We start from the raw sequence: 23104 nt of genomic DNA, 5'->3' as shown, positions 1-23104 counted from the left end.
CCGCGTGTGGCGTGAGCCAGGACCGTGCGGACTGTGGATCGGTGTTCCCGCCGGAGCACGCGATACGTGCGGGACCGGTGGGAGCCTGACTCTATTCTATGTCATCCCTGGCACTGGCCGCGGGAGCACGGCGCCGTCGTGTTACGCGGACACGTTCAGGATGGTCGCGGCCTGCGTCACATCGGCGGCCATCTGGGTCGTCAGCTTCTCGATGCCCTCGAACGCGACCATGCCGCGCAGCCGCTGCACGAACTCCACCGTCACGTCGTGACCGTAGAGATCGAGCCCGGTCTCCCCCAGCACGTGCGCCTCGACCTGACGGACGAGCACGTCGTCGAAGGTGGGGTTCGTGCCCACCGAGATCGCCGACGGGTGCCGGATGCCTGTGTCGTGGTCGACGAGCCAGCCGGCGTAGACGCCGTCGGCGGGGACGAACGCGTCGATGATCGTGGAGAGGTTGGCGGTCGGGAAGCCGAGCTCGCGTCCGCGCTTCAGCCCGTGGACGACGACGCCGCGCACGTCGGGATACCGCCCGAGGGCGCGGGCCGCCTCGGTGACGTCCCCCGCCATCAGCAGCTCGCGGATCCAGCTCGACGAGACCCGGCGGCTCGACCCCGGAAGGTAGACGTCGTCGACGACCTCGACCGTGAACCCGTACCGGGGGCCGAGCTCCCGCAGCAGCTCGGGGGTGCCGGCGCCCCGGTGTCCGAAGCGGAAGTCGGCGCCGACGAGCACCGTGGACACGTGCAGCGCGCCGACGAGGATGTCGACGACGAAGTCCTCCGCGCTCCGGGCGGCGAGCGTCTCGTCGAACGTCAGCACCAGCGTCGCGTCGAGTCCGAGCTCGCCGAGGAGCTCCAGCTTGCGGTCGACGGTCACGACGTTCTCGGGACACCGGTCGGGACGGATCACGGCGAGGGGGTTGCGGTCGAACGTGACCGCGACGGCACGGCTCCCCGAGGCCGCGGCAGCCTCCTCCAGGCGACGGATGACGGCGCGATGCCCCTCGTGCACGCCGTCGAACTTGCCGATGGCAACGGCGCTGGGCCCGAAGTCCTCCGGCACCTCCTCCGGATTCCGGAACACGATCACGCGGCGACCTCGACCGGACGCGCGGTCTCGACGGGCCGGTGCGTGCGCAGCCACCAGATCCCGAAGATCGGGAGGACGAGGGGGATGAAGAGGTAGCCGCGCCCGAACAGCGACCATACGGTCTCGTGCTGGAAGAGCTCGGGGAGGACGAGGCTGAGCACGCCGACGACCAGGACACCGGTGAGTTCGAAGACGATCGCCACCCACGCGACGGTGTACCAGCCGCGACGACGCGCGAAGACGAGCGCGAGCGTCGCCAGGACGTACACGACCGCGGCCAGCGCCGAGAGGCTGTAGGCCAACGGGGCCTCGTCGAATCGCCGGACGATCTGCACGAAGCTGCGCCCGGTGGCCGCCAGCGCCATCACGGCGTAGACGATCACCAGGACACGACCGATACCGGTCATCCGAGTGGAGGGGGCGGTGGAGCTCATAGCGCATTCCATCCTAGAGCCGGGCGAGCTGCCCGGCGTCCGCTCGGGGTGCTCCTCAGGCGACCTGCACGGTCCAGATGACCTGCATGCGCCAGAGCATGATCGCGATCGCGAGCGCGGCCACGCCGAGCACGACGGTGCTCCACCGGCTGCGTTCCATGAGGGCCCAGAGCACCGCGCCCACGGGCAGCAGAGCCGCCGAGACGAGATACACCCAGAGCTCCAGCAGGTCCCCGGTCGGCGGGTTCCCCGCGAGCGGCGCGACGATGGCGACGACGATCTGCACGATCAGCAGCACCTCGACGAGAGCGAGCGCCCCGACGGAGAAATCGCTGGGGCGACGGCCGGCGAACCCCGCGCCGAGGCAGAAGAGGCCGGCGGCGACGGCGACGACGATCTGCACGATCGTGAACCACAGGATCATCGGGAGACCTCCGGCATGTTCATGGCGCTCTTCACATCGGCACCGCGCTTCTCGACGATCCCCACGAGCGTGCCGTCGTCTTCGATGGCGGCCGCGAGCGGGCCGTCCAGCCGCACCGCCTGCCCGGCGAGGCGCTTGCCGTGTCGCAGGTCCCGCGCCTCGTCCGCCGTGACGGGGAGGACGGAGAGCACGCGGCCGGCGGCGGCGGCGGGGGTGAGCACGGGAGCGCCCTCGAGGGCGTCGATCGTCACGGCGTCACGCACGTCGAACGGGCCGACACGGGTGCGGCGGAGGGCGGTCAGGTGGCCGCCGACACCGAGGGCGGCACCCAAATCGCGGGCCAGCGAGCGGATGTAGGTTCCGGACGAGCAGTCCACGACGACATCGAGGTCGATCGCGTGGTCGTCGCGGCGACGCGCGACGACGTCGAATCGGGACACGACGACGTCTCGCGGCGGGAGGACGACTTCCTCCCCCGCACGGACGCGGTCGTAGGCGCGGCGGCCGTCGACTTTGATCGCCGACACCGCACTCGGGACCTGGGAGATCGCGCCCGTCAGCGCGGCCACTCCGGCATCGATCGCCGCCTCCTCGATCGCCGCGAGGGCGCTCTCATCCGCGCGGTGGAGGATCTCGCCCTCCGCGTCATCCGTGGAGGTGACGGCACCGAGCCGGATGGTCGCCTCGTAGGTCTTCTCCGCGCCCACGATGTAGGTGAGGAGGCGGGTCGCCCCCTCGATGCCGATGACGAGCAGTCCGGTGGCCATCGGGTCGAGAGTCCCGGCGTGGCCTACCTTGCGGGTCCCGAAGGCCCGTCGGGTGCGGCCGACCACATCGTGACTGGTCAGCCCGCCGGGCTTGTCGACGAGGAGGATGCCGGGGGTCGCCATCCCTCCAGCCTACCGAGGCCGGGAGCGGCGACCGCTCGCCTAGGCTGGAGGGATGGCCGCGCCCGCACCGTCTCCTGCGACGATGACGCCCCTGCACGGCTGGTACGCCGAGGAGGCGCGCGATCTGCCGTGGCGCCGCCCGGAGTTCCACGCCGCCTTCGGCGCCTGGGGCGTGCTGGTGAGCGAGTTCATGCTGCAGCAGACGCCCGTGACCCGCGTGATCCCGCACCTCGACGCGTGGCTGACGCGGTGGCCCACACCCCGCGCGATGGCGGCCGCGTCTCCGGCGGACGTCGTGCAGCAATGGGCGAACCTCGGCTATCCGCGGCGCGCCCTGTGGCTGCACCGTGCGGCCGTCGAGGTGGTCGAGCGCCACGGCGGCGTCGTGCCGCGTGACGTCGACGCCCTCCTCGCCCTCTCCGGGATCGGCGACTACACCGCTCGTGCCGTGGCCGTCTTCGCCTACGGCGACCGTCATCCCGTCGTCGACACCAACACCCGTCGCGTGCTCGCCAGGGCGGTCGAGGGACGAGCGCAACCGGGATCCCCGTCCCGCCGCGACCTCGCGCTCATGGCGGCGCTGCTGCCCGCGGACCCCGCCGAGGCCGCCGTCCTCAACGCCGCGGCGATGGAGCTCGGCGCGACGATCTGCACGTCCCGTGCGCCCCGATGCGAACGCTGCCCGCTGGCGGACGGGTGTGCGTGGCTCGCGGCCGGCCGACCCGACACCGGGGATGAGCGACGACGACAGGCTGCGTACGAGGGTTCGGACCGCCAGGCCCGCGGCGCCGTGCTCCGGCTCCTGCGCGCCGCCGCCCCCGCCGCGGTCCCGCTCACCGCCGTCCTCCCGGACTGGCCCGACGTGCGTCAGCGGGACCGTGCGATCGACTCCCTCATCGCCGACGGGCTCGCGGAAGCCGACGGGGAGGGCCTCTCCCTGCCACGGTGAGCGCTCAGAGGAGCTGTTCGGTGCGGTGGGCCAGCACGGTCAGTTCGACGCGGCTGCGGACATGCAGCTTCGCGAACGCGCGTCCGAGGTGCACCTCGACCGTGCGGACCGAGACCGACAGCCGCTCCGCGATCGCGCGGTTCGCCGTCCCGCCGACCGCGAGCATCGCCACCTCGATTTCCCGAGGCGTCAGTCGCTGAGCCCAGGCGCTCCGGCAGGCGGGCAGGGCCGCCGTCCCGTCCGCCGTGGTCCCGGACGCCTCGAGCCGTTCCCGCCGTCGTCGCACCGCGCGCTCCCAGGCTCGCGCTCCGGCGACCTCGAACAGCCGCTCGGCCTGCGCGAGGTGCCCGCGTGCCGAGACCACGTCTCCGTGCAGACCGGATCGGACCCCGAGGAGGGACTCGACCCGCCCGCGGGCGAACGGAGACCGAAGCCGGCTCGCCGCCACCCGCAGCTCCTCCTGGTCCGTGCGCCAAGTGGGGCCGGCGGAACCGACGACCGCCCGCCGCAGCGCCGCGGCGATCTCGCTCTCCGGCGGCCGCACGGTCCCCGGCCGGTATCCCCACGGCGACCAGAGCACGACCTCGTCGACTCCCGGCACCGCGAACACCGGCTGCGGGGCTCCGCGGTCCCGCCACAGCCCCATGGCGCCGACGGCCACCTCGAAGGAACCGTCCAGAAAGGCCTCGACGGCGCGATCGACCAGCACGTCCGACCCGGCGGCGGGAGCAAGGACGTCGGTGAGTGCACGCGCGATCGGGCCCAGGGCGCCGAGCACCGCCAGGTCGAGCCGCCGCGCCAGGACGACACCGAGACCGGCGAACGGGATGGCGACGGGGAGCTCGACCGCCGCGTGCCGGAGCAGTTCCCTGGCCGGACCGATGTCTCCCCGCCAGACGAGGAGCAGCACCTCGGTGACAGCGCGGTAGGCCCGCACGACCGGGCTGCTCTCGAAGCCGGGGAACACCGGATCGCGCTCCGCTCCGGGAAGTCCTCCCGTGCGCAGCAGCCGCAGGCCCTCGTCGATGTCGCCCGCGCATGCCATCTGCAGCGCCGCCGCTACGCCGCCGAGCCCGCCGAGGCCCGCGGTCCCGCTCGCCGGCATGACGTCGCCGGCGAGGAGAGCGCACACCCCCACCACGGCATCGCGCAGCGCACGGTCCGTCCCCGCGTGGGAGGCTCCGCGGACCTGGGCGAGCCAGCGCCACTCGGCCCCGCGGTCGCGACGTTCCGCGCACAGGATCGCGACGAGCCCCGCGGATCGCGCCCATGCCGTGGCGTCGGCCGCGGAGCCGGAGGCGAGCCGCCGCGGATCGACGGCGGGAACGAGGCCGTGCCGAAGGGTGCGGGCGGCGAGGTAGGGGCCGAGCGCCCGTGCCCGTCGATGCTCCGCCGCGCCCGGGAAGAGACCGCTCAGCCACGCCTCGGCATCCGCGGCGTAGCCGCAGGCGAGCGCCGCGCAGCCGGCGAGCACCCTGGCCTCCTCGCCGACGGCGCCGGTCGCGTGCGCGGCGGCCTCACCGGCCAGGAGCAGCGCGCGCTCGGTGAGCCCCGCGTCGGCCGCGACACGGGCCCGCGCTGTCAGGACCGCTGCGGCCCGACGATCCCGCGCGGCGCACGATCGCGCGCGATGCCACGCCTCCCCACTCCGGTCCCCGCGTGCGACCGCGGCGTCAGCCAGCCGGGTGTGCACGCGCGCGACCTCCGCCGCCGACGCGGCCGCGTACACCTCCGCGGCCACGCGCGGGTCGGTGAGCCGGATCGAGCCCGCGTGGATCGTCAGATGCGGCGCGGCGGCGCTGGCCCGTATCTCCTCCACGCGGCGTCCGTCGGCCGCGAGGATCGGATCCAGCTCCTCCTCGAGTGCCAGCACCACCGTGAGCAGGAGCAGTCGGTCGGCGCTCGCCAGCCCGCGGATGCCGGCATGGACCGCCGCGGACGGCAGCGGCCACGGCATCCGACTCAATCCGCGGCGCTGCTCCGGTGTGAGGCGAGCCGCGACGGCGAGCACGGCCTCGGCATCGTCAGGCAGCGCGGCGCCCAGCTGCGCCGCCACGTGCGGCGCGCAGCACAGATCCCGCCGTCGAAGCTCATCCAGCAGCGGCTCCACGACGACAGGCGCGACGAAGAGGCCCGCGGGCGTGCTCGTCGCCTGAATGTCGATCCCCCCAGATCCACCGGTTGTCCCGCCGCGGACCTGAGGGTATCAGACGGGATCAGTCCTCGTCGTCGTCGTCCGACCGGTAGGGGTCGGCCTCGCCGGCGTGGGTCGCGGACGAGGCCAGCTTGGCCACCTCCGCGTCGCGCTCCTGCGCCTCGCGCAGCAGAGCGGTGATGTGGTCGGCGTTCTCCGGGAGCGCGTCCGGGATGAATTCGAGCGTGGGGACGAGTCGAGTGCTGAGCTGTCGACCGACCTCGCTGCGCAGCATTCCGGTCGCGGACGTGAGCGCGGCACCGCTGGCGAGGCGCTCCTCTTCCGTGCCGAGCACCGTGTAGAACACGGACGCGTGCTGCAGATCGCCGCTCACGCGGACGTCGGTGATGGTCACGAAGCCGAGACGCGGGTCGCGCAGCCCCTTCTCCAAGCGCTCGGCGAGGATCACGCGGATGCGATCCGCGAGTCGGGCCTGTCGTTCACCAGCCATTGTTCCTTCTCCCACCTCTGTGCGTCGCGGTTCCCAGCGAACCGCGGAGGCGGCTGCCTCCTCCCCCGTCACGGGAGGAGGAGGCAGCCGCCGCAGTCGTGCGGATCAGCCGCGCGGCTTCTCCACCATCTCGGTCGTCTCGATCTCGTCGCCGACCTGGATGTCGTTGTACTTGCCGAGGCCGATACCGGCCTCGTAGTCCGTCCGCACCTCGGTGACGTCGTCCTTGAACCGGCGCAGCGACTCGATGGCGAGGCCATCGGCGATGACGACGCCGTCGCGGATGACGCGGGCCTTCGCGTTGCGCGTGATCGTCCCGGACCGCACGATGACACCGGCGATGTTGCCGAACTTCGAGGAGCGGAACACCTCGCGGATCTCGGCGACACCCGACTGGACCTCTTCGTACTCCGGCTTGAGCATGCCCTTGAGCGAGCTCTCGATCTCGTCGATCGCGTTGTAGATGACGGAGTAGAAACGGATGTCCACGCCCTCACGCTGAGCACGCTCGCGCGCCTTCGTGTCGGGGCGGACGTTGAAGCCCACGATGATCGCGTTGTCGATCGTCGCCAGGTTCACGTCGGACTCGGTGATCGCACCGACACCGCGGTGGATGATGCGCAGCTGCACCGAGTCGTCGACCTCGATCTTGAGGAGCGACTCCTCCAGCGCCTCGACGGCACCGGAGACGTCACCCTTGATGATGAGGTTGAGCGACTCGACCTTGCCCTCTTCGAGAGCACGGGTGAAGTCCTCGAGCGAGATGCGCTTGCGAGCCTTGGCCAGCTGCGCGTTGCGCTCGACGGCTTCGCGCTTCTCCGCGATCTGACGCGCCATGCGGTCTTCCTCGGTGACGATGAAGACGTCGCCGGCGCGGGGCACGGAGTTCAGACCCTGCACCTGGACCGGACGGGACGGCGCGGCCGCCTCGACGATCTCGCCGTTCTCGTCGATCATCGCGCGGACACGGCCGTAAGCGGTGCCCGCCACGATCGCGTCGCCGACCCGGAGGGTTCCGGACTGGATCAGCACCGTCGCGACCGAACCGCGGCCCTTGTCGAGCTTCGCCTCGATGGCGACACCGCGAGCGGCCTTGTTCGGGTTGGCGGTCAGGTCGAGACCGGCGTCCGCCGTGAGCAGCACCGCGTCCAGGAGCTCCTGGATGCCGGTGTTGGCACGGGCCGAGACGTCGACGAACATGACGTCGCCGCCGTACTCCTCGGCCACCAGACCGTACTCGGTGAGCTGCTGACGCACCTTGGCCGGGTTGGCCTCGGGCTTGTCGACCTTGTTCACCGCGACCACGATCGGCACGTTGGCTGCCTGGGCGTGGTTCAGCGCCTCGACCGTCTGCGGCATGATGCCGTCGTCGGCCGCGACCACGAGGATCGCGAGGTCGGTGACCTGCGCACCACGGGCACGCATGGCGGTGAACGCCTCGTGACCGGGGGTGTCGATGAACGTGATCGCCCGCTCGATGCCCTCGTGCTCGGTCCAGACCTGGTAGGCACCGATGTGCTGGGTGATGCCGCCGGCCTCACCCTCGATGACGTTGGTCTGGCGGATCGCGTCGAGGAGGCGCGTCTTACCGTGGTCGACGTGACCCATGACGGTGACGACCGGGGGACGGATCTCGAGGTCGTCCTCGCTCTCCTCCTCCAGCTCCTTCTCGAGGTCGAGACCGAAGCCCTCGAGGAGCTCCTTGTCCTCGTCCTCGGGCGAGACCATCTGGACCTTGTATCCCAGCTCCTCACCGAGGACCTCGAACGTGGCCTCATCCAGCGACTCGGTGGCCGTGGCCATCTCGCCGAGGTTGAAGAGGATCGTGACGAGGGTGCCCGGCTGCACGGTGTAGCCGGTCAGGGCCTCGATCTTGTCGGCGAAGTCCGCGATGGAGGCACCGCGACGCATGCGGATCGTCTCGCCGTTGCCACGGGTGACGTTGACGCCACCGACGACCGGGGCGCTCCGCATCTCGAACTCTTGCCGCTTCGCCCGCCGCGACTTGCGCTGCTTGCTCTTGCCGCCGCCCTTGCCGAAGGCACCGGCCGTACCGCCGCCGGGACCACGGCCACGACCGCCACCACCGGGACGACCGGCGAAACCGCCGCCGGGACGGGGACCCGCACCGGGACCGCCACCGCCGCCGGGACGACCGGGGCCGCCCGTACGCTGCTGGAACGGAGCACCGGGACGACCGCCCTGACCACCACGAGGTGCGCCGGGTCGCGGCGAGCCGGGACGCGGGGCACCCGGGCGCGGAGCACCGGGACGGGGCGCCTGCGGACGCGGGATGTTGCCGGGGGTCGGGCGCTGGCCCATCCCCTGCGCCGAGGCGAAGGGGTTGTTGCCGGGACGGGGACCCGCGGGACGCTGGCCCATGCCCTGTGCGGACGAGAACGGGTTGTTGCCGGGGCGGGGCGCGCCGGGCTTCGGGGCGTTGCCGTCACCGGAGGACGGTGCGGCCGGGGCCGGAGCCGACGGCTTCGCGGGCGCCGACGGCGCCGGAGCCTTCTCCGCCGCGGGGGCGGGCGCCGGGCTCGGGGCGGGTGCGGCCGGAGCTGCAGGACCCGGCTTGGGGCCGGGCTTCGGACCGGGGGTGGGCGCCGAGGACTTCGGTGCCGGCTTCGCGGCGGGCTTCGCCGCAGCGGGCTCGGAGGCCGCATTCAGGGACGGGTCGGCCTCGATCGCGGCGCGCAGCTTGCGCGCCACCGGGGGCTCGACCGTCGAGGACGGGCTCTTCACGAACTCGCCGAGTTCCTTGAGCTTCGCAAGTGCGACCTTGCTGTCGACGCCGAGTTCGGCGGCGATCTCATGTACGCGTGGTTTACCAGCCACAATTCTCCTGTCTGGGTCGGTCTGCCCAGACAGGGCAGACCACTAGTCGCGGACGGGTCTCATTTCGAGCCGTTCACTTTGTTTCCATAGCTGTTCAGCCTTTGTTTCTTGGTGGGTGCTGTTCGAAGATCCGTGTGTCCAGCTGAGTGGTCACACGCAGTGCTCTTCCGAAAGCTCGACGCCGCAGAGCGGCTTCCATGCACTCGGGTGTCGGATGCACCCACGCGCCACGCCCCGGCAGGACAGCACGCTCATCGGGGATGAGGGTGTCGTTCTGGGCAACCACCCTGAGCAGAGTGGAGCGGGGAGCACGCGTGCGGCAACCGACGCACGTTCGTACGGGTTCCATCTTACACCTGCGTTCCGTCCGTCCTCGCCGCCACCGGGCGTGGCGTCGAGGACGGACAGGGATCAGTCGAGGACGCTGTCCGGCTGGATGTCGATCTTGGCGCCGGTGAGCTTGGCGGCCAGACGCGCGTTCTGACCCTCCTTGCCGATGGCGAGCGACAGCTGGTAGTCCGGCACGAGGGCGCGGACGGCCTTGGTGCTCGCGTCGAGGACGAACGAGCTCGTGACCTTCGCCGGCGACAGCGCGTGCGCCACGAACGTGGGCAGGTCGGCGTCGTAGTCGACGATGTCGATCTTCTCCCCCGCCAGCTCCTCCGTGACGGCCCGCACACGGCGCCCCATCTCGCCGATGCACGCGCCCTTGGCGTTGATGGCCGGGTCGTTCGCCTTCACCGCGATCTTGGTGCGGTGCCCGGCCTCGCGGGCCAGCGCGACGATCTCGACCAGGCCGGCCGCGATCTCGGGCACCTCGAGCGCGAACAGCTTGCGGACCAGGCCCGGGTGCGTGCGCGAGACGGTGATCTGCGGACCCTTGAGCCCCTTGGCGACGCTGGTGACGTAGACGCGCAGCCGGGACCCGTGCGTGTACTCCTCGCCGGGTACCTGCTCCTCGGGCGGGAGGATCGCCTCGACGGAGCCGAGGTCGACGTGGATCATGCGCGGGTTCGGCCCCTGCTGGATCACGCCGGCGACGATGTCGCCCTCCTTGCCCTTGAACTCCCCGAGGACGGCGTCGTCCGCGATGTCCCGGAGGCGCTGGCTGATGACCTGCTTGGCGGCGAATGCGGCGATGCGCCCGAAGTCGTCCGGCGTCGCCTCCTCCTCGCCGATGATCGCACCCTCGTCGTCGCGGACGACCTGGAGGACGGCGACGTGGCCGGTCTTGCGGTCGAGGTGCACGCGGACGCCCTCCGGCGTCGCGCCGTCGGGCGAGACGTGCTTGGAGTACGCGGTCAGGATCGCCTGCTCGATGATCGAGACGAGCTCGTCGAACGGGATCGCCTTCTCCTTCTCGATCCCTCGCAGCAGACTCAGTTCGATGTCCATGACGGCCTCCCTATTCAGCTCTCGTCGCGCCCGAATGCACGCGCGACATCCGTACAACGATACCGTGTGCCGCGCGCCCGGGCCATCCGGCCTCCGCCGGCACAGGCCGTCGCGAGGCAGCAGGCGCCCTTGCCGGAACCGGCCTGCCTCCGCGCGGCGGCCTGTCCCGGCGGACAGTCCCGCGCCTGGTCACGCCTTCGGCGCGGACGGGAGGGCGTTGAGCGCGCCGATCAGACGGAAGAGGTTGCCCACCTGACGCTGATCCAGGTGCAGGGCGAGGCGCGGGAGGTCGAGGCGGTCGTCGTCGGCGACCTCCGGGGACCGGGGAGCCGTGCGCTCGATCCGCCCGGTCGACAGGAGTGCGGCGAAGGCGGTGTTGAGCTCCTCGATCTCGGCGTCCGTCGGCTCGGCCTTGAGCCGCAGCACGAGCGTGTCCCCGACCCACCGCAGCGAGTCGTAGTTGCGCCAGAACCCGGTGATCTCGGCGCGGGCCTCCTCGACCGAGTCGGTGATGACGACGCGATCGAAATCCCCCGGGGAGATCACCCCCATCGGGGCGAGGTGCTCGTCGACGAAGCGCCGCATGCCCTGCCAGAACGATCCGCCCTTCTCGTCGAGCAGCACGATCGGCGTCGGCTCGGCCTTCCCGGTCTGCTGCAGGGTGAGCAGCTCGAACATCTCGTCGAGCGTGCCGAAGCCCCCGGGCAGGCAGATGAATCCGCTCGACTCCTTGATGAGCATGAGCTTGCGCGTGAAGAAGTACTTCATCGCGACGACCTGATCGCTTCCCGCGACGAGACTGTTCGCCTTCTCCTCGAAGGGGAGCCGGATGGAGACGCCGAGAGACAGCGCCGGCCCCGCCCCCTCGGCGGCGGCCTGCATGATCCCGGGGCCCGCGCCCGTGACGACCATCCAGCCGTCGTTCGCGAGCGCCGCCGCGACATCGCGCGCCTGCAGGTACAGCGGGTCGTCGTGGAGGGTGCGTGCGGAGCCGAACACCGTCACCTTCGGCACGCCGCGGAACGGGGCGAAGAGGCGGAACGCGTCGCGCATCTCGGCCAGGGCGGCGGAGGCGATCTTGAGGTCGAGGCGGTCGGTGTCGTCCTCACCGAGGAGCAGCGCCGTGCGGAGCATCCGCATCACGAGCCGGCGGTCAGAGGACACCCCCGCTTCGTCCAGCACATGGTTGATCTCGTCGCTCAGAGCGGCCGGCAGCGGTTCCTCGGTCATGCCCCCAGCGTCCCACGCGGCCTCCCGCCGACGGGACGCAACGCCGAGGATCCGCACCCCCGCGCTCCGCAGCATGGGCGGGACACGGTGTCAACGCCCGTGCGCTCGGTCGGCGGTGGCGCCACGATGGCGACATGACAGAGATCACCGGACCCGAGGCCCTCGCCCGCATCAAGGAGCTCGTGGAGGACATCGACTTCACCATGCTCACCACCACCGACCCGGAGGGGAACCTCGTCAGCCGGCCGATGTCCACCAGGCAGATGGACGACGCCGGCGCCATCTGGTTCTTCACGGCGGAAGACACGGAGAAGGTCGAGGAGGCGCGCCGTCACCATGATGTCGGGCTGGCCTACTGCGACGCGAAGGGCATGCGCTACGTGTCCGTCGCCGGCACCGCAGAGATCGTGCACGACCGCGCGAAGATGGAGGAGCTCTACTCCCCCTCCCTCGACATCTGGTTCGAGGAGGGGCTGGACACCCCCGACATCGCCCTGCTCGCGGTCACCCCGGTCGTCGCCGAGTTCTGGGAACCGGCGAAGGGCAAGGTGGCGATGGCCGCCGGGGCGCTCAAGGCGTTGGTGACCCGAGACACCCCGGACGACGACATCATGAACCACGGCCGCGTCACCTGCTGAGCGACCGGCGGCGCCGGGTCAGCGCGTGGCGGAGAGCCGCTCCACAGCCTCGGCGACCGAGACCGCCTCGCGCTCGCCCGTGCGGCGGTCCCAGAACTCCACCTGGCCGTCGGCGGCGCCCCGGCCGACGATCACGATCTTCGGGACGCCGACGAGTTCTGCATCACCGAACTTGACTCCGGGCGACACCTTCGGACGGTCGTCGTAGAGCACGTCGAGCCCGGCGGCTTCGAGCTGCGCGGAGAGGTCCTCCGCGACGTCGAAGGCGACCTGGTCGCGCCCGGCGGCGACGACCTGCACGTCGAACGGGGCGACCGAGGCCGGCCAGATGAGGCCCTTGTCGTCGTTGTTGAGCTCGGCGATGATCGCCAGGATCCGCGTGACGCCGATGCCGTACGACCCCATGGTGACCGTGACGAGCTTGCCGTTCTCGTTGAGGACCTTGAGGCCGAGCGCCTCCGCGTACTTCCGTCCGAGCTGGAAGACGTGACCGATCTCCATGCCGCGGGCGAGCTCGACCGGACCGGAGCCGTCGGGCGCCGGGTCGCCGGCGCGCACGTTCGCGATCTCCACGATGCCGTCCGCCTCGAAGTCGCGTCCGGCGACGACGGAGTGCGCGTGCTTCTGGTCGATGTTCGCGCCGGTGATCCAGCTCGTGCCCTCGCTCACGCGGGGGTCGACGAGGTAGCGGATGCCGGTCGCGGACTCCTCGCCCAGCACGGCGCCTGTGGGCGACCACGGACCGATGTAGCCCTTCACCAGAAGGGGGTTGTTCTCGAAGTCCTCGGCGGTGGCGGTCTCGACCTCGGCCGGCGCGAAGGCCACCTCGGCGCGCTTCTCGTCCACCTCGCGGTCGCCGGGGATGCCGACGATCACGAGCTCACGGGTGCCGTCGAGGTGCTTCAAGGCGAGGACCACGTTCTTGAGCGTGTCGGCGGCGGTGTACTCGCCGTCGAGCTCGCGGTTGCAGTGCGCCACGAGCGTCTCGATGGTCGGCGTGTCCGGAGAGTCGAAGATCACGGGGGCGCCGTCGGCATCGAACGGGAGCGGCGCGGGTACCGGGGTGCTGAAGGCCTCGACGTTGGCCGCGTAGCCGCCGGCACTGCGGACGAACGTGTCCTCGCCCACGGGGGTCGGGTGCAGGAACTCCTCGCTCCGCGAACCGCCCATGGCCCCCGCGTCGGCCTGCACGATCGCGTACTCGAGGCCCAGCCGCTGGAAGATGCGCTCGTACGCGTCCCGCTGCGCCTGGTAGCTCGCATCCAGCCCCTCGTCGGAGGCGTCGAAGGAGTAGGCGTCCTTCATCGTGAACTCGCGGCCGCGGAGGAGCCCGGCGCGCGGCCGGGCCTCGTCGCGGTACTTGTCCTGGATCTGGAAGATCGTCAGCGGCAGGTCCTTGTACGACGAGTACAGGTCCTTCACGAGGAGCGTGAACGCCTCCTCGTGCGTCGGCGCCAGCAGGTAGTCCCCGCCCTTGCGGTCCTGGAGGCGGAACAGCAGATCGCCGTACTCGTCCCAGCGCCCGGTGGCCTCGTACGCCTCGCGCGGCATCAGCGCGGGGAAGTGCACCTCCTGCGCACCCGCGGCGGCCATCTCCTCGCGGATGACGGTCTCGATCTTCGCCTTGACGCGCAGGCCGAGCGGCAGCCACGCGAAGATGCCCGCCGCCTGCGGTCGGATGTACCCGGCGCGGATCAGCAGCTTGTGACTGGCGACCTCGGCACCGGCAGGATCTTCGCGGAGCGTACGGAGGAAGAAGTTCGAAAGACGAGTGACCACGGCTCAAGTGTAGTGAGCCGCGGTCACCCGCCTCGTCGCTCAGTTGAGGGCCGGGAGTCCCTGCGGCACGACACCGCCGCGGTAGAGGCTCTCCGCGAGCTCCTGCAGAGCCGTGAGCGCCACGCGCTGCGGCAGCGGACCGTAGGAGATGCGGGTCACGCCGAGCTTCTCGTACTCGGAGGCGGCGAGCGCGCCGGGGATGCCGATCACGCTGACCTTGCGCTCACCGATCCCCTCGACGAGCTGACGCGTGACGTTCGCGTCCAGGATGCCGGGGACGAAGACCGCGGTGGCGCCCGCATCGAGGAAGGCGCGACCGCGCTGGATGGCATCCGCGATGCTCTGCTCCACGGGGCGCGACCCGGCACGCACGAACGCGTCGGTCCGGGCGTTGAGGGCGAACGGCACGCCCTCCGCCTCCGCGGCCTTCACGATGGCCTCGACGACGGCGACCGATTCGTCGAGCGGCTTGAGGCGGTCCTCGACGTTCGCGCCGACGACGCCGGCCGCGATCGCGAGGCGGGTGGTCTCCCCCGCGTCGCCGTACCCGTCGTCCAGGTCGGCGGTGACGGGAACGGACACGGCCGCCGCGATCCGTCCGACCATGTCGATCATGACGTCGCGCGGGGTGTCCCCGTCGTCGTAGCCGAACGACGCGGCGATGCCGTGACCGGCGGTGGCGATCGCCTTCGTCTCCGGCAGCGCGGCGACGGCGCGTGCGGAGACGACATCCCACACGTTCACCACACGGAGGATCTCCGGGGCGTCATAGAGTCCGACGAGGGTCTGAGCCTTGGCAGCAGTGGTCATGTCCCCACGCTAGCGGCCGATGCGGGCACGCGGGCCGGCTGCGGCGGATCGTCCCGGTGCTCGACCTAGGCTGGCGGCATGCCCCAGCGCCGCTCGCATGTCGCCCCCTCCGCCGCCCAGACCGAGCTCGCCGCGGCGCTCTCCGCGCTGCGGGAGGCCCTGGACACGCCGACCGTGTTTCCCGCCGACGTGCTCGCCGAGGCGGAAGCGGCCTCGGCCACGACCCCGGAGCTCGACCTCACGGACATCCCGTTCGCGACCCTCGACCCTGCGGGCGCCCGTGACCTCGACCAGGCCTTCCACCTCGAGCGCGACGGCGACGGCTATCGGGTGCGGTACGCCATCGCGGACGTGCCGGGTTTCGTCACCCCCGGTGGTGCCGTGGACGCGGAGGCCCGCCGACGGGGACAGACCCTGTACGCCGCGGACGGCACGATCCCGCTGCATCCGCCGGTGCTGAGCGAGGACCGCGTCTCCCTGCTCCCCGATGTCGACCGTCCCGCTCTCGTGTGGACGTTCGCGCTGGATGCCGCGGGCACCGTGACCGACTTCCGGCTGGAGCGCGCCCTCATCCGGTCCCGTGCGCAGCTCGACTACGCGTCCACCCAGGAGGCGCTGGACCGGGGCGACGGCGGCCACGCGGCCCTGCTGCCGGATATCGGTGCCCTCCGCCTCGAGCAGGAGCGTGGGCGCGGTGGAGCCAGCCTCAACGTCCCGGACGAGGAGGTCGTGCGCACCGAGGACGGCACCTATGCGATCGAGCGCCGCAGCCCCCTGCCCGTGGAGGAGTGGAACGCGCAGCTGTCGCTCATGACCGGGATCGCGGCCGCGACGCTCATGATCGACGCAGGCGTGGGCATCCTCCGCACGATGCCGGAGCCGGACGAGGCGGCTTTCGCGGCCTTCCGTCATCAGACGGAGGCGCTCGGGCGCCCGTGGACCGACGGCACGTACGGCGAGTACCTCCGCGGCCTCGACCGCTCCGACCCGATGACCCTCCCGGTGCTGGAAGCCGCCGCCTCGCTGTTCCGCGGTGCGGGGTACCTCGTGTTCGACGGGGAGCCGCCCGCCGACGCCGTGCAGGCCGCGATCGGCGCCCCGTACGCACATGCGACCGCTCCCCTCCGCCGGCTCGTCGACCGCTGGGTCCTCACCATCTGCCTCGCCGTGTCGACGGGACAGCCGGTGCCGGAGTGGGTGCGCTCCTCCCTCGGCGACCTCCCCGCGCTCATGCAGGACTCGGGCCGACGGGCGTCGCAGCTGGACGCGGACACCGTGAACCGCGTCGAGGCCGCGCTGCTCACGCCTCTGGTCGGGCAGACGGTCGAGGCGACGGTCATCGAGCTCCGGGGCGAGCGGGCCGCCGTCCAGATCGCGGAGCCCGCGGTCACGACGACCGCGGCGGTGGGTCTCGCCAGGCCCGGGGACGTGGTGCGGCTGCGCGTCGTGCGCGTGGACATCGCGACGGGCGAGATTGAGCTCGCCGTCTGACTCCGCCGGGTCAGGCGAGGACGCGGGATCAGGCGCTTACCGGCGCAAGAGCCTGTGCTGCCGCGTTCGCCTGATCCTCCACCAGCGTCAGCCTGAGACGAGACGGCCGTCGGCGCCTCTCGGGACGATGTCCGTGCTGGTCGGCATACTCGCTCCATGCCTTCCCTGCCGGTCGAATCCGTGACGCGTCCCCCGCTCGACCTCTTCGCGCTGGCCTCCTCGTTCGTGGAAGTCCCGGTGTCTTCCTGGCGCTCCGCCCCTTGGTGGTTTTTCCGCCTGTGCCTGGCGGTCTTCCTCTCCCTCGGCGCAGCCGCCGCGTTCACCGTTGTGCCGGCTGCGACCGCGAACGACATGTCCCTTCGCATGGGTATCGGGATCGGATGCTCGATGGCGACCGTCATCCTGCTGGTCACGCTTCTGACCGCGAACGGCTACAGTCGCGTGACCCGGTTCGCCCGGAAGGCGCGGCACCGGATCGGTGCCGCAGTACTGGGGCTGTCCGTCGCGTTCTCGCTGCTGCTGGCGATCGGCGCGGGTGCGGCGGCGCTGACACCGACGATCGGCCGGGACCCCCAGGTGCTGCTCCTGCTCGCCACGATCGCCGTGCTCGGCGCCTTCTGGGGGTGGACGGCCCTCATGCTGACTCCCCCTGTCCTCTCGACGGCCCCGACCGCAGACCTGCATCGGGCAGGACGGGCCTACACGGCGATGACCGCAGCGGCCGTGATCCTCGTGGTGTACACGTGTTGGTTCCTGAGCCCCCAGCTCGAGATCGCCGGCTCCTTCTCCGTGGCCCTCGTCGCTGTCGCTGCCTGCCTCGCCTGGCGCAACCGCGCCCTCGCCGCGATGGAAGCGCAGCGGCAGAGGATCCTGGCGATCCTCGACGACGGCATCGCCGTCCGCACGAGCGAGACACATCCGGACCCCCTCGCTTCCAGCCTTCTCCCGCTGCAGAGTGCGGTGAGTGTCAGCCCGTTCGCCCCGAACTCCCTCCTGAGCACACCGATGGCGGCCGCGTGGGAAGTGCAGATGATCCTCGCGTTCCTGGTCTGGGACTCCGGCGACGGCCCCTTTCCCCCGGACCTCGAGAAGCGGCGTGAACAGCTCGAGATCTGGCAGCACCTCCGCTCAGAGGAGCGAGAGCTCGCCATCCGGGGCTTCTTCCGCGCGTTGCGCCGGCGAATCGTCGCCTGAGCCGCCGGTTACCCTGTCGAGATGGATCAGGTCGAGCGGGTGGGGCGCTTCATCGCCGCGCGGTATCCGCGCGCACGCATCGCGATCGTCGCCGGGAGCACGGCCCGCGGCCAGCGCACGCGCACGAGCGACATCGACCTCCTGCTCATCGACGATGATCTCTTCACCGATCGCGCCCAGCAGAGCGAGGCCCTCACCTGCGAGTTCGAGGGCGAGATCTTCGAGGTCTTCGCCTACACGGCGGAAGGGTTCGAGACATGGGCGAACCGCGGCCTTGCGCAGCACCGACCCGTCATCGTGCACATGCTCGTGGAGGGCGTGCCGGTGCTCTCCGGGCCCGGGCTCGACGACCTGCGGGCCCGGTGGGGTGCGGTGCTCGCCGCCGGGCCCACGGTGGAGGACAGTGAGTCACGATTCCGGCGGTACGTGATCACCGATCTGCTCGACGACCTCCAGGACGCCACGGACCCGCTCGAGCAGCACGTCGTGGCCGGCCTGCTGTTCGAGCGCATCGCCGAGCTGATGCTGCTGACCGACGGGCAGTGGATCGGCTCCGGGAAGTGGCTCCCCCGACGTCTGCGCGCGTGGAGTCCCGAGCGCGCCGAGCAGCTCAGCGCTCCGCTGCTCGCCGGAGACATCCCGGGGTTCGCGGCGCGGGTCAGTGAGGAACTGGAACTCGCCGGTGGTCGGGTGCAGGCAGGGTTCGTGCGCTGACCTCATCGCGGGAACAGGCAGGCATGCGACAGCAGGCGACACCGGCTGCTGGCGCCTGTCCTCGCGCGAAGGCCTGAGGCGGGCGAGGGCTCAGGAGGCGGGAGTCGCGGTCGTCGTCATCACGAGGAGCTGCGGGTCGGACAGATCCAGAGTCACCGCGATGGCGGCGAATTCCGCGAGGGAACGGACGTGGGTGCCGCCGCAGAGGATCACGGCCTCGCCCTCGGGGAGGTCGCAGTGCCAGCGTCGCCGGTCGACGATGGTCGGTCCGTCCACCTCGATGCGGCTCGCGGCAGCGGAGGTGACCCATGCGGCGAGCTGTGCGTTGATGCGCTGCTCGCGGTCCGCCAGCGTGGCCGCGAACGTCTCGGTGTCGAAACCCGCGCGGCGCAGGCTCTTGCCCAGGCGGTACTCGTCGACGGCGCCGTCCTCGTGGATGCGGCTGGACTGGTTCGCCCGTCCCTCGAAGTCCGGGTTTCCCAGCGCATCCTCCCCCGGGTCCTTGCGCCAGAGGTCGGCGACCGCGAGATCCAGGGCGAGGGAGGCGAGGTGGCACGCGGTGTGACCGCGGCTGAGGCCTGCACGGTGCGCCTCGTCGACCGAGAGCGCCACGCGCGTCCCCTCCGCGAGCCAGGCGGGCGCGGCACCATCGAGCCGGTGGCCCACCAGCCACGTCCACCCCTCGCTCCCGCGCTTGACGGGGATCGCGCTGCCCACCGCGAACGCGCCGTCATCCGAGACCGCCGCCATGAGCGCCTCGGTCACGGGGACGGCTCCGGCATCGCCGGAGATCGCTCCGGTATCGCCGGGCTGATCGGGCCAGGTGTGATCGACGGGGTGGAACGGCGTGGCGTCGACGACGACCACGGTCCCGTCGGCGTCGTCCGCCACACGGGTCACGACGGCGTCTCCGCGGAGGCCGCCGTCCGGGAAGGTGACGATCGTGGGCGTGGTCATGGGGCTCCTCGGAGAGACGACGGAACGGTGGTGCCGGTCAGGCACGGGGTGTCAGTGGGACGGCGGGATCGTGAAGCTGGCGAGCCGGTCGCCGTCGACGACGAAGATCCCATCGGACTCGCCGTTGAAGACGCGACTGCTCCACGCGAACCGGATGCGCGTCGTGTCGCCGTCCGTGGCGGCCGAGAGCACGGTCATCCGCGCCCCGGCGCCGATCGCATTGCTGTCCGCCCAGCCGCGCACGCCGTCGGCACCGGCTTTCACGGTGCCCCAGTCGCTCACGAAGCCGTCCGCGGTGAACGCGGCGACGAAGGCGTCGGTGTCCCCGGCGTTGATCGCGTCGATCATGGCCTGGACCGGCGCGGGCAGGAGGATGTCGGACACGGCACTCCTCGGATCAGGCGGTGACGACCTGGGCGGTGCCGAGCGGAGCGTCCGGTCCCATCTCGGCGGCGATGCGGTTCGCCTCCTCGATGAGGGTGGCGACGATGTCGGCCTCCGGGACGGTCTTGATGACCTCGCCCTTGACGAAGATCTGACCCTTGCCGTTGCCGGAGGCGACACCGAGGTCGGCCTCGCGTGCCTCACCCGGGCCGTTCACGACGCAGCCCATGACGGCGACGCGCAGCGGCACCGTCATCTCCTTGAGCCCCTCGGTGACGTCTTCCGCGAGCGTGTAGACGTCGACCTGAGCCCGACCGCACGACGGGCACGAGACGATCTCGAGCTTGCGCTCCCGGAGGTTGAGGGACTGGAGGATCTGGTGACCGACCTTGACCTCCTCGGCCGGCGGCGCGGACAGCGAGACGCGGATGGTGTCGCCGATGCCCTCCCCCAGCAGGATGCCGAAGGCGGTCGCGCTCTTGATCGTGCCCTGGAAGGCCGGTCCCGCCTCGGTCACGCCGAGGTGCAGCGGCCAGTCGCCCCGCTCGGCGAGCTGACGGTAGGCCTTGACCATGACGACCGGGTCGTTGTGCTTGACCGAGATCTTGAAGTCGTGGAAGTCGTGCTCCTCGAACAGCGAGGCCTCCCAGACCGCACTCTCGACGAGGGCCTCCGGCGTGGCCTTGCCGTACTTCTCGAGCAGGCGACGGTCGAGCGAGCCCGCGTTCACGCCGATGCGGAGCGAGACGCCCGCGTCCTTGGCGGCCTTCGCGATCTCGCCGACCTGATCGTCGAACTTGCGGATGTTGCCCGGGTTCACACGCACGGCCGCACAGCCGGCGTCGATCGCCTGGAAGACGTACTTCGGCTGGAAGTGGATGTCGGCGATGACCGGGATCTGGCTCTTCTTGGCGATGATGTGCAGCACGTCGGCGTCGTCCTGCGAGGGCACGGCGACGCGGACGATCTCGCAGCCGGAGGCGGTGAGCTCCGCGATCTGCTGCAACGTCCCGTTGATGTCGGTGGTCTTCGTCGTCGTCATCGACTGCACGCTGACGGGCGCATCGCCGCCGACGAGCACCTTGCCCACCTTGATCTGACGGGACTTGCGACGCGGGGCGAGGACTTCGGGGACCTTCGGCATCCCAAGATTCACTGCTGGCACGATCCCAGCCTACGCCGCCCGGATGCGGAAGGGCTGGATGCGGCGGGTGTGGTAGTTTCGCCCCATGATCGCGCACATCACCTGGTGGCCCGCCTCCTAGGCGGTGTGTTCGCGTTCCCTCGAATCCAGACCGCCTCCGGGGCGGTCTTTTCGTTGCGCCGAGCCGGAGCCCTCGCACAGGAGACATCGATGACCCTCTCTCGCCTCGACGAGCTCAGCGCCGACCCCACCGCGTCCTTCGTGCTGATCGCCCGGGACGGCGCGGACACCGTCGAGCTGCTCACCGGAGATGTGACCGACGTCGACCTGCTCGCCGACATCCCCCTGACGGTCGAGGGAGAGCCGCGGGAGGTGTTCGCGCTCGTCCCGTATCGGCAGGTCCGCGAACGCGGCTTCGTGGCCCAGGACGACGGCGCCCCGTTGCGCTGCCTCGTCGTCGCGGAGCACCTCGACCTGCCAACTGCTGCTGTGCTCGACGCGCTTCCGACCGCCCCGATCGCGCTCCGCGATGAGGGCTTCGACATCGCGGACGAGGAGTACGCGCGGATCGTCGAGACCGTGATCGCGGACGAGATCGGCCGCGGCGAGGGTGCGAACTTCGTCATCCGCCGCGATTTCACCGCGACCGTCGAGGCCGACGAGCGCCAGGCGGCGCTCACCTGGTTCCGGGCTCTGCTCGCCCACGAGCGCGGCGCCTACTGGACGTTCGCGGTCGTCACCCCCGGGCACATCGCGGTCGGGGCGAGCCCCGAGGCGCACGTCGTGGCCCGCGGCGGCGTCGTCACCATGAACCCCATCTCGGGCACCTTCCGGCATCCGGCCGGCGGCGCGACGAAGGAGACGCTCACCGACTTCCTGGCGTCGACCAAGGAGACCGAGGAGCTGTTCATGGTCGTGGACGAGGAGCTCAAGATGATGAGCGCCGTCTGCGCCGACGGCGGACGCATCACCGGCCCGCATCTCAAGCAGATGTCGCGGCTGACGCACACCGAGTACATGCTGCGCGGACGGAGCGGGCTGGACCCGCGGGACATCCTCCGCGAGACGATGTTCGCCCCGACCGTCACCGGCTCCCCCATGCAGAACGCCTGCGCCGTGATCCGGCGGCACGAGCGCAAGCCCCGGGGCTACTACTCGGGCGTCGCGGCGCTCTTCACGCCCAACGCCGATGGCGGGCACGACCTCGACGCGCCCATCCTCATCCGCACCGTGTACCTGCGCGACGGCGAGCTGAGCGTGCCCGTCGGCGCGACCCTCGTCCGTCACTCGGACCCGCACGGCGAGGTGTCCGAGACCCACGGCAAGGCCGCCGGCGTGCTCGGCGCGATCGGCGCGATCGATCGGGACCGCGTCGCCGAGGCCCGCAGCGACGCCGACGCCCCCGGTGAGCCGCGGCGTCTCGCGGACGACCCGGACGTCGCCGCGCTCCTCTCCTCGCGCAACGCCCGCCTCGCCGAGTTCTGGCTGAACCCGCAGGGCGAGGACTTCACCGGTCCGTTCTCCGGCCGCTCCGCCCTCGTCGTCGACGCCGAGGACCGCTTCACGACAATGCTCGCGCATCAGCTGCGGCACCTCGGGCTCGACGTGACCATCGCGTCCTGGGACGAGGTGGACGACGAAGCGGTCGAGACGGCCGATCTCGTCGTCGCCGGCCCCGGCCCCGGCGACCCCCGAGACGACGCGAGCCCGCGCATCGCCCGGATGCGCGAGATCGTGGCGGCCCGCCTGCAGGCGCATTCGCCGCTGCTCGCGGTCTGCCTGAGCCACCAGATCCTGGCGGACCGGATGGGGATCGCGCTGACGCCCCTCGACGCTCCGCACCAGGGGCTGCAGAAGGCCGTGCCGGTGTTCGGCGAGGACGCCTCGATCGGGTTCTACAACACCTTCACGGCACGGGTCGACCCCGGAGCGACCACGGTGGGCCCGGCCGAGGTCTCCGCGGATCCGGTGACCGGAGACGTCTACGCGCTCCGCGGCGATGGCTTCGCATCGGTGCAGGGCCACCTCGAATCGATCCTGTCCCGCGACGGCATCCGCACGCTGGAGCGCCTGGCGGCGCACGCCCTGCGCTGAGC

Annotated in this window: 21 protein-coding genes; 6 read left to right on the top strand and 15 right to left on the bottom strand. The window is 71.3% G+C overall.

Features of this window, described 5'->3' with window-relative positions:
* Window positions 1-141 precede the first annotated feature (141 nt).
* Genes IZR02_RS06725 through truB form a run of 4 tightly spaced genes read right to left on the bottom strand, consistent with a single transcriptional unit; the run spans window position 142 to window position 2840 of the window.
* The gene (locus tag IZR02_RS06725) at window positions 142-1092 is read right to left on the bottom strand and encodes a bifunctional riboflavin kinase/FAD synthetase (protein WP_025103185.1); all 951 of its coding nucleotides are present in this window, start codon (window positions 1090-1092) and stop codon (window positions 142-144) included.
* The gene (locus tag IZR02_RS06720) at window positions 1089-1526 is read right to left on the bottom strand and encodes a hypothetical protein (RefSeq protein WP_231729434.1); all 438 of its coding nucleotides are present in this window, start codon (window positions 1524-1526) and stop codon (window positions 1089-1091) included. The genes IZR02_RS06725 and IZR02_RS06720 overlap by 4 nt, the downstream gene beginning before the upstream one ends.
* Window positions 1527-1581: 55 nt before the next feature.
* Window positions 1582-1950 (bottom strand): hypothetical protein, encoded by a 369-nt coding sequence (locus IZR02_RS06715; RefSeq protein WP_025103183.1) that lies wholly within the window; start codon window positions 1948-1950, stop codon window positions 1582-1584.
* Complete coding sequence (truB, locus tag IZR02_RS06710) at window positions 1947-2840, bottom strand: tRNA pseudouridine(55) synthase TruB (RefSeq protein ID WP_025103182.1); 894 nt, start codon at window positions 2838-2840, stop codon at window positions 1947-1949. Before truB ends, IZR02_RS06715 begins: the two co-directional genes overlap by 4 nt.
* A 52-nt stretch (window positions 2841-2892) precedes the next feature.
* On the opposite strand from truB, the gene IZR02_RS06705 reads away from it, so the two are divergent.
* Entirely contained in the window at window positions 2893-3789 is an 897-nt protein-coding gene (locus IZR02_RS06705) for an A/G-specific adenine glycosylase (protein ID WP_374209036.1), read from the top strand.
* A gap of 4 nt (window positions 3790-3793) precedes the next feature.
* Here the strand turns inward: IZR02_RS06705 and IZR02_RS06700 are convergent, their stop codons facing one another.
* From IZR02_RS06700 to IZR02_RS06675, 6 genes are all read right to left on the bottom strand, one after another.
* A complete protein-coding gene (locus IZR02_RS06700; protein ID WP_025103180.1) occupies window positions 3794-5845 on the bottom strand; it encodes a helix-turn-helix transcriptional regulator in 2052 nt (683 codons plus the stop codon).
* Window positions 5846-6005: 160 nt separating this feature from the next.
* Window positions 6006-6434 (bottom strand): 30S ribosome-binding factor RbfA, encoded by a 429-nt coding sequence (gene rbfA, locus IZR02_RS06695; protein ID WP_025103179.1) that lies wholly within the window; start codon window positions 6432-6434, stop codon window positions 6006-6008.
* Window positions 6435-6539: 105 nt separating this feature from the next.
* Window positions 6540-9272, bottom strand: a complete 2733-nt coding sequence (infB, locus tag IZR02_RS06690; RefSeq protein WP_025103178.1) for a translation initiation factor IF-2 — start codon at window positions 9270-9272, stop codon at window positions 6540-6542.
* A gap of 94 nt (window positions 9273-9366) precedes the next feature.
* Window positions 9367-9621: a YlxR family protein gene (locus IZR02_RS06685; RefSeq protein WP_081811550.1), complete on the bottom strand. Its 255-nt coding sequence runs from the start codon at window positions 9619-9621 to the stop codon at window positions 9367-9369.
* 62 nt (window positions 9622-9683) lie between these two features.
* Entirely contained in the window at window positions 9684-10667 is a 984-nt protein-coding gene (gene nusA, locus IZR02_RS06680; RefSeq protein WP_025103177.1) for a transcription termination factor NusA, read from the bottom strand.
* A gap of 189 nt (window positions 10668-10856) precedes the next feature.
* Window positions 10857-11897, bottom strand: a complete 1041-nt coding sequence (locus IZR02_RS06675) for a TIGR00730 family Rossman fold protein (protein ID WP_025103176.1) — start codon at window positions 11895-11897, stop codon at window positions 10857-10859.
* Between the two features lie 134 nt (window positions 11898-12031).
* Here IZR02_RS06675 and IZR02_RS06670 point away from each other — a divergent pair, with 134 nt between their 5' ends.
* Window positions 12032-12535 (top strand): pyridoxamine 5'-phosphate oxidase family protein, encoded by a 504-nt coding sequence (locus tag IZR02_RS06670; protein ID WP_025103175.1) that lies wholly within the window; start codon window positions 12032-12034, stop codon window positions 12533-12535.
* A gap of 18 nt (window positions 12536-12553) precedes the next feature.
* Here the strand turns inward: IZR02_RS06670 and IZR02_RS06665 are convergent, their stop codons facing one another.
* Window positions 12554-14314, bottom strand: coding sequence for a proline--tRNA ligase (locus tag IZR02_RS06665; RefSeq protein WP_025103174.1), 1761 nt, complete (start codon window positions 14312-14314; stop codon window positions 12554-12556).
* A 39-nt stretch (window positions 14315-14353) separates the two neighbouring features.
* Window positions 14354-15124 carry an isocitrate lyase/PEP mutase family protein gene (locus IZR02_RS06660; RefSeq protein ID WP_025103173.1) on the bottom strand — a complete coding sequence of 257 codons (771 nt, stop codon included), beginning with the start codon at window positions 15122-15124 and terminating at the stop codon, window positions 14354-14356.
* 78 nt (window positions 15125-15202) lie between these two features.
* Between IZR02_RS06660 and IZR02_RS06655 the strand changes: the two genes are divergently transcribed.
* The 3 genes from IZR02_RS06655 (at window position 15203) to IZR02_RS06645 (ending at window position 18523) form a co-directional block, all read left to right on the top strand.
* On the top strand, window positions 15203-16615 hold the full coding sequence (locus IZR02_RS06655) for an RNB domain-containing ribonuclease (RefSeq protein ID WP_025103172.1): 1413 nt from the start codon (window positions 15203-15205) through the stop codon (window positions 16613-16615).
* A 156-nt stretch (window positions 16616-16771) separates the two neighbouring features.
* Window positions 16772-17809 carry a hypothetical protein gene (locus tag IZR02_RS06650; RefSeq protein ID WP_025103171.1) on the top strand — a complete coding sequence of 346 codons (1038 nt, stop codon included), beginning with the start codon at window positions 16772-16774 and terminating at the stop codon, window positions 17807-17809.
* Window positions 17810-17830: 21 nt separating this feature from the next.
* Window positions 17831-18523, top strand: coding sequence for a hypothetical protein (locus tag IZR02_RS06645; RefSeq protein WP_025103170.1), 693 nt, complete (start codon window positions 17831-17833; stop codon window positions 18521-18523).
* Between the two features lie 90 nt (window positions 18524-18613).
* On the opposite strand, the gene IZR02_RS06640 is transcribed toward IZR02_RS06645, so the two are convergent.
* The 3 genes from IZR02_RS06640 to ispG are packed head-to-tail and all read right to left on the bottom strand — an operon-like array spanning window position 18614 to window position 21008.
* Window positions 18614-19480, bottom strand: a complete 867-nt coding sequence (locus IZR02_RS06640; protein WP_025103169.1) for a hypothetical protein — start codon at window positions 19478-19480, stop codon at window positions 18614-18616.
* Between the two features lie 51 nt (window positions 19481-19531).
* The gene (locus tag IZR02_RS06635) at window positions 19532-19864 is read right to left on the bottom strand and encodes a nuclear transport factor 2 family protein (RefSeq protein ID WP_025103168.1); all 333 of its coding nucleotides are present in this window, start codon (window positions 19862-19864) and stop codon (window positions 19532-19534) included.
* Window positions 19865-19877: 13 nt separating this feature from the next.
* Window positions 19878-21008: a flavodoxin-dependent (E)-4-hydroxy-3-methylbut-2-enyl-diphosphate synthase gene (gene ispG / locus IZR02_RS06630; RefSeq protein ID WP_025103167.1), complete on the bottom strand. Its 1131-nt coding sequence runs from the start codon at window positions 21006-21008 to the stop codon at window positions 19878-19880.
* A gap of 210 nt (window positions 21009-21218) precedes the next feature.
* Here ispG and IZR02_RS06625 point away from each other — a divergent pair, with 210 nt between their 5' ends.
* Window positions 21219-23102: a chorismate-binding protein gene (locus tag IZR02_RS06625; RefSeq protein ID WP_025103166.1), complete on the top strand. Its 1884-nt coding sequence runs from the start codon at window positions 21219-21221 to the stop codon at window positions 23100-23102.
* The last annotated feature ends 2 nt before the right edge of the window (window positions 23103-23104 follow it).

This window comes from Microbacterium paraoxydans (assembly GCF_019056515.1).
GTDB lineage: Bacteria > Actinomycetota > Actinomycetes > Actinomycetales > Microbacteriaceae > Microbacterium.
Note: the sequence above shows the minus strand (reverse complement) of the source record. Positions and strands in the feature narration are given on the sequence as shown.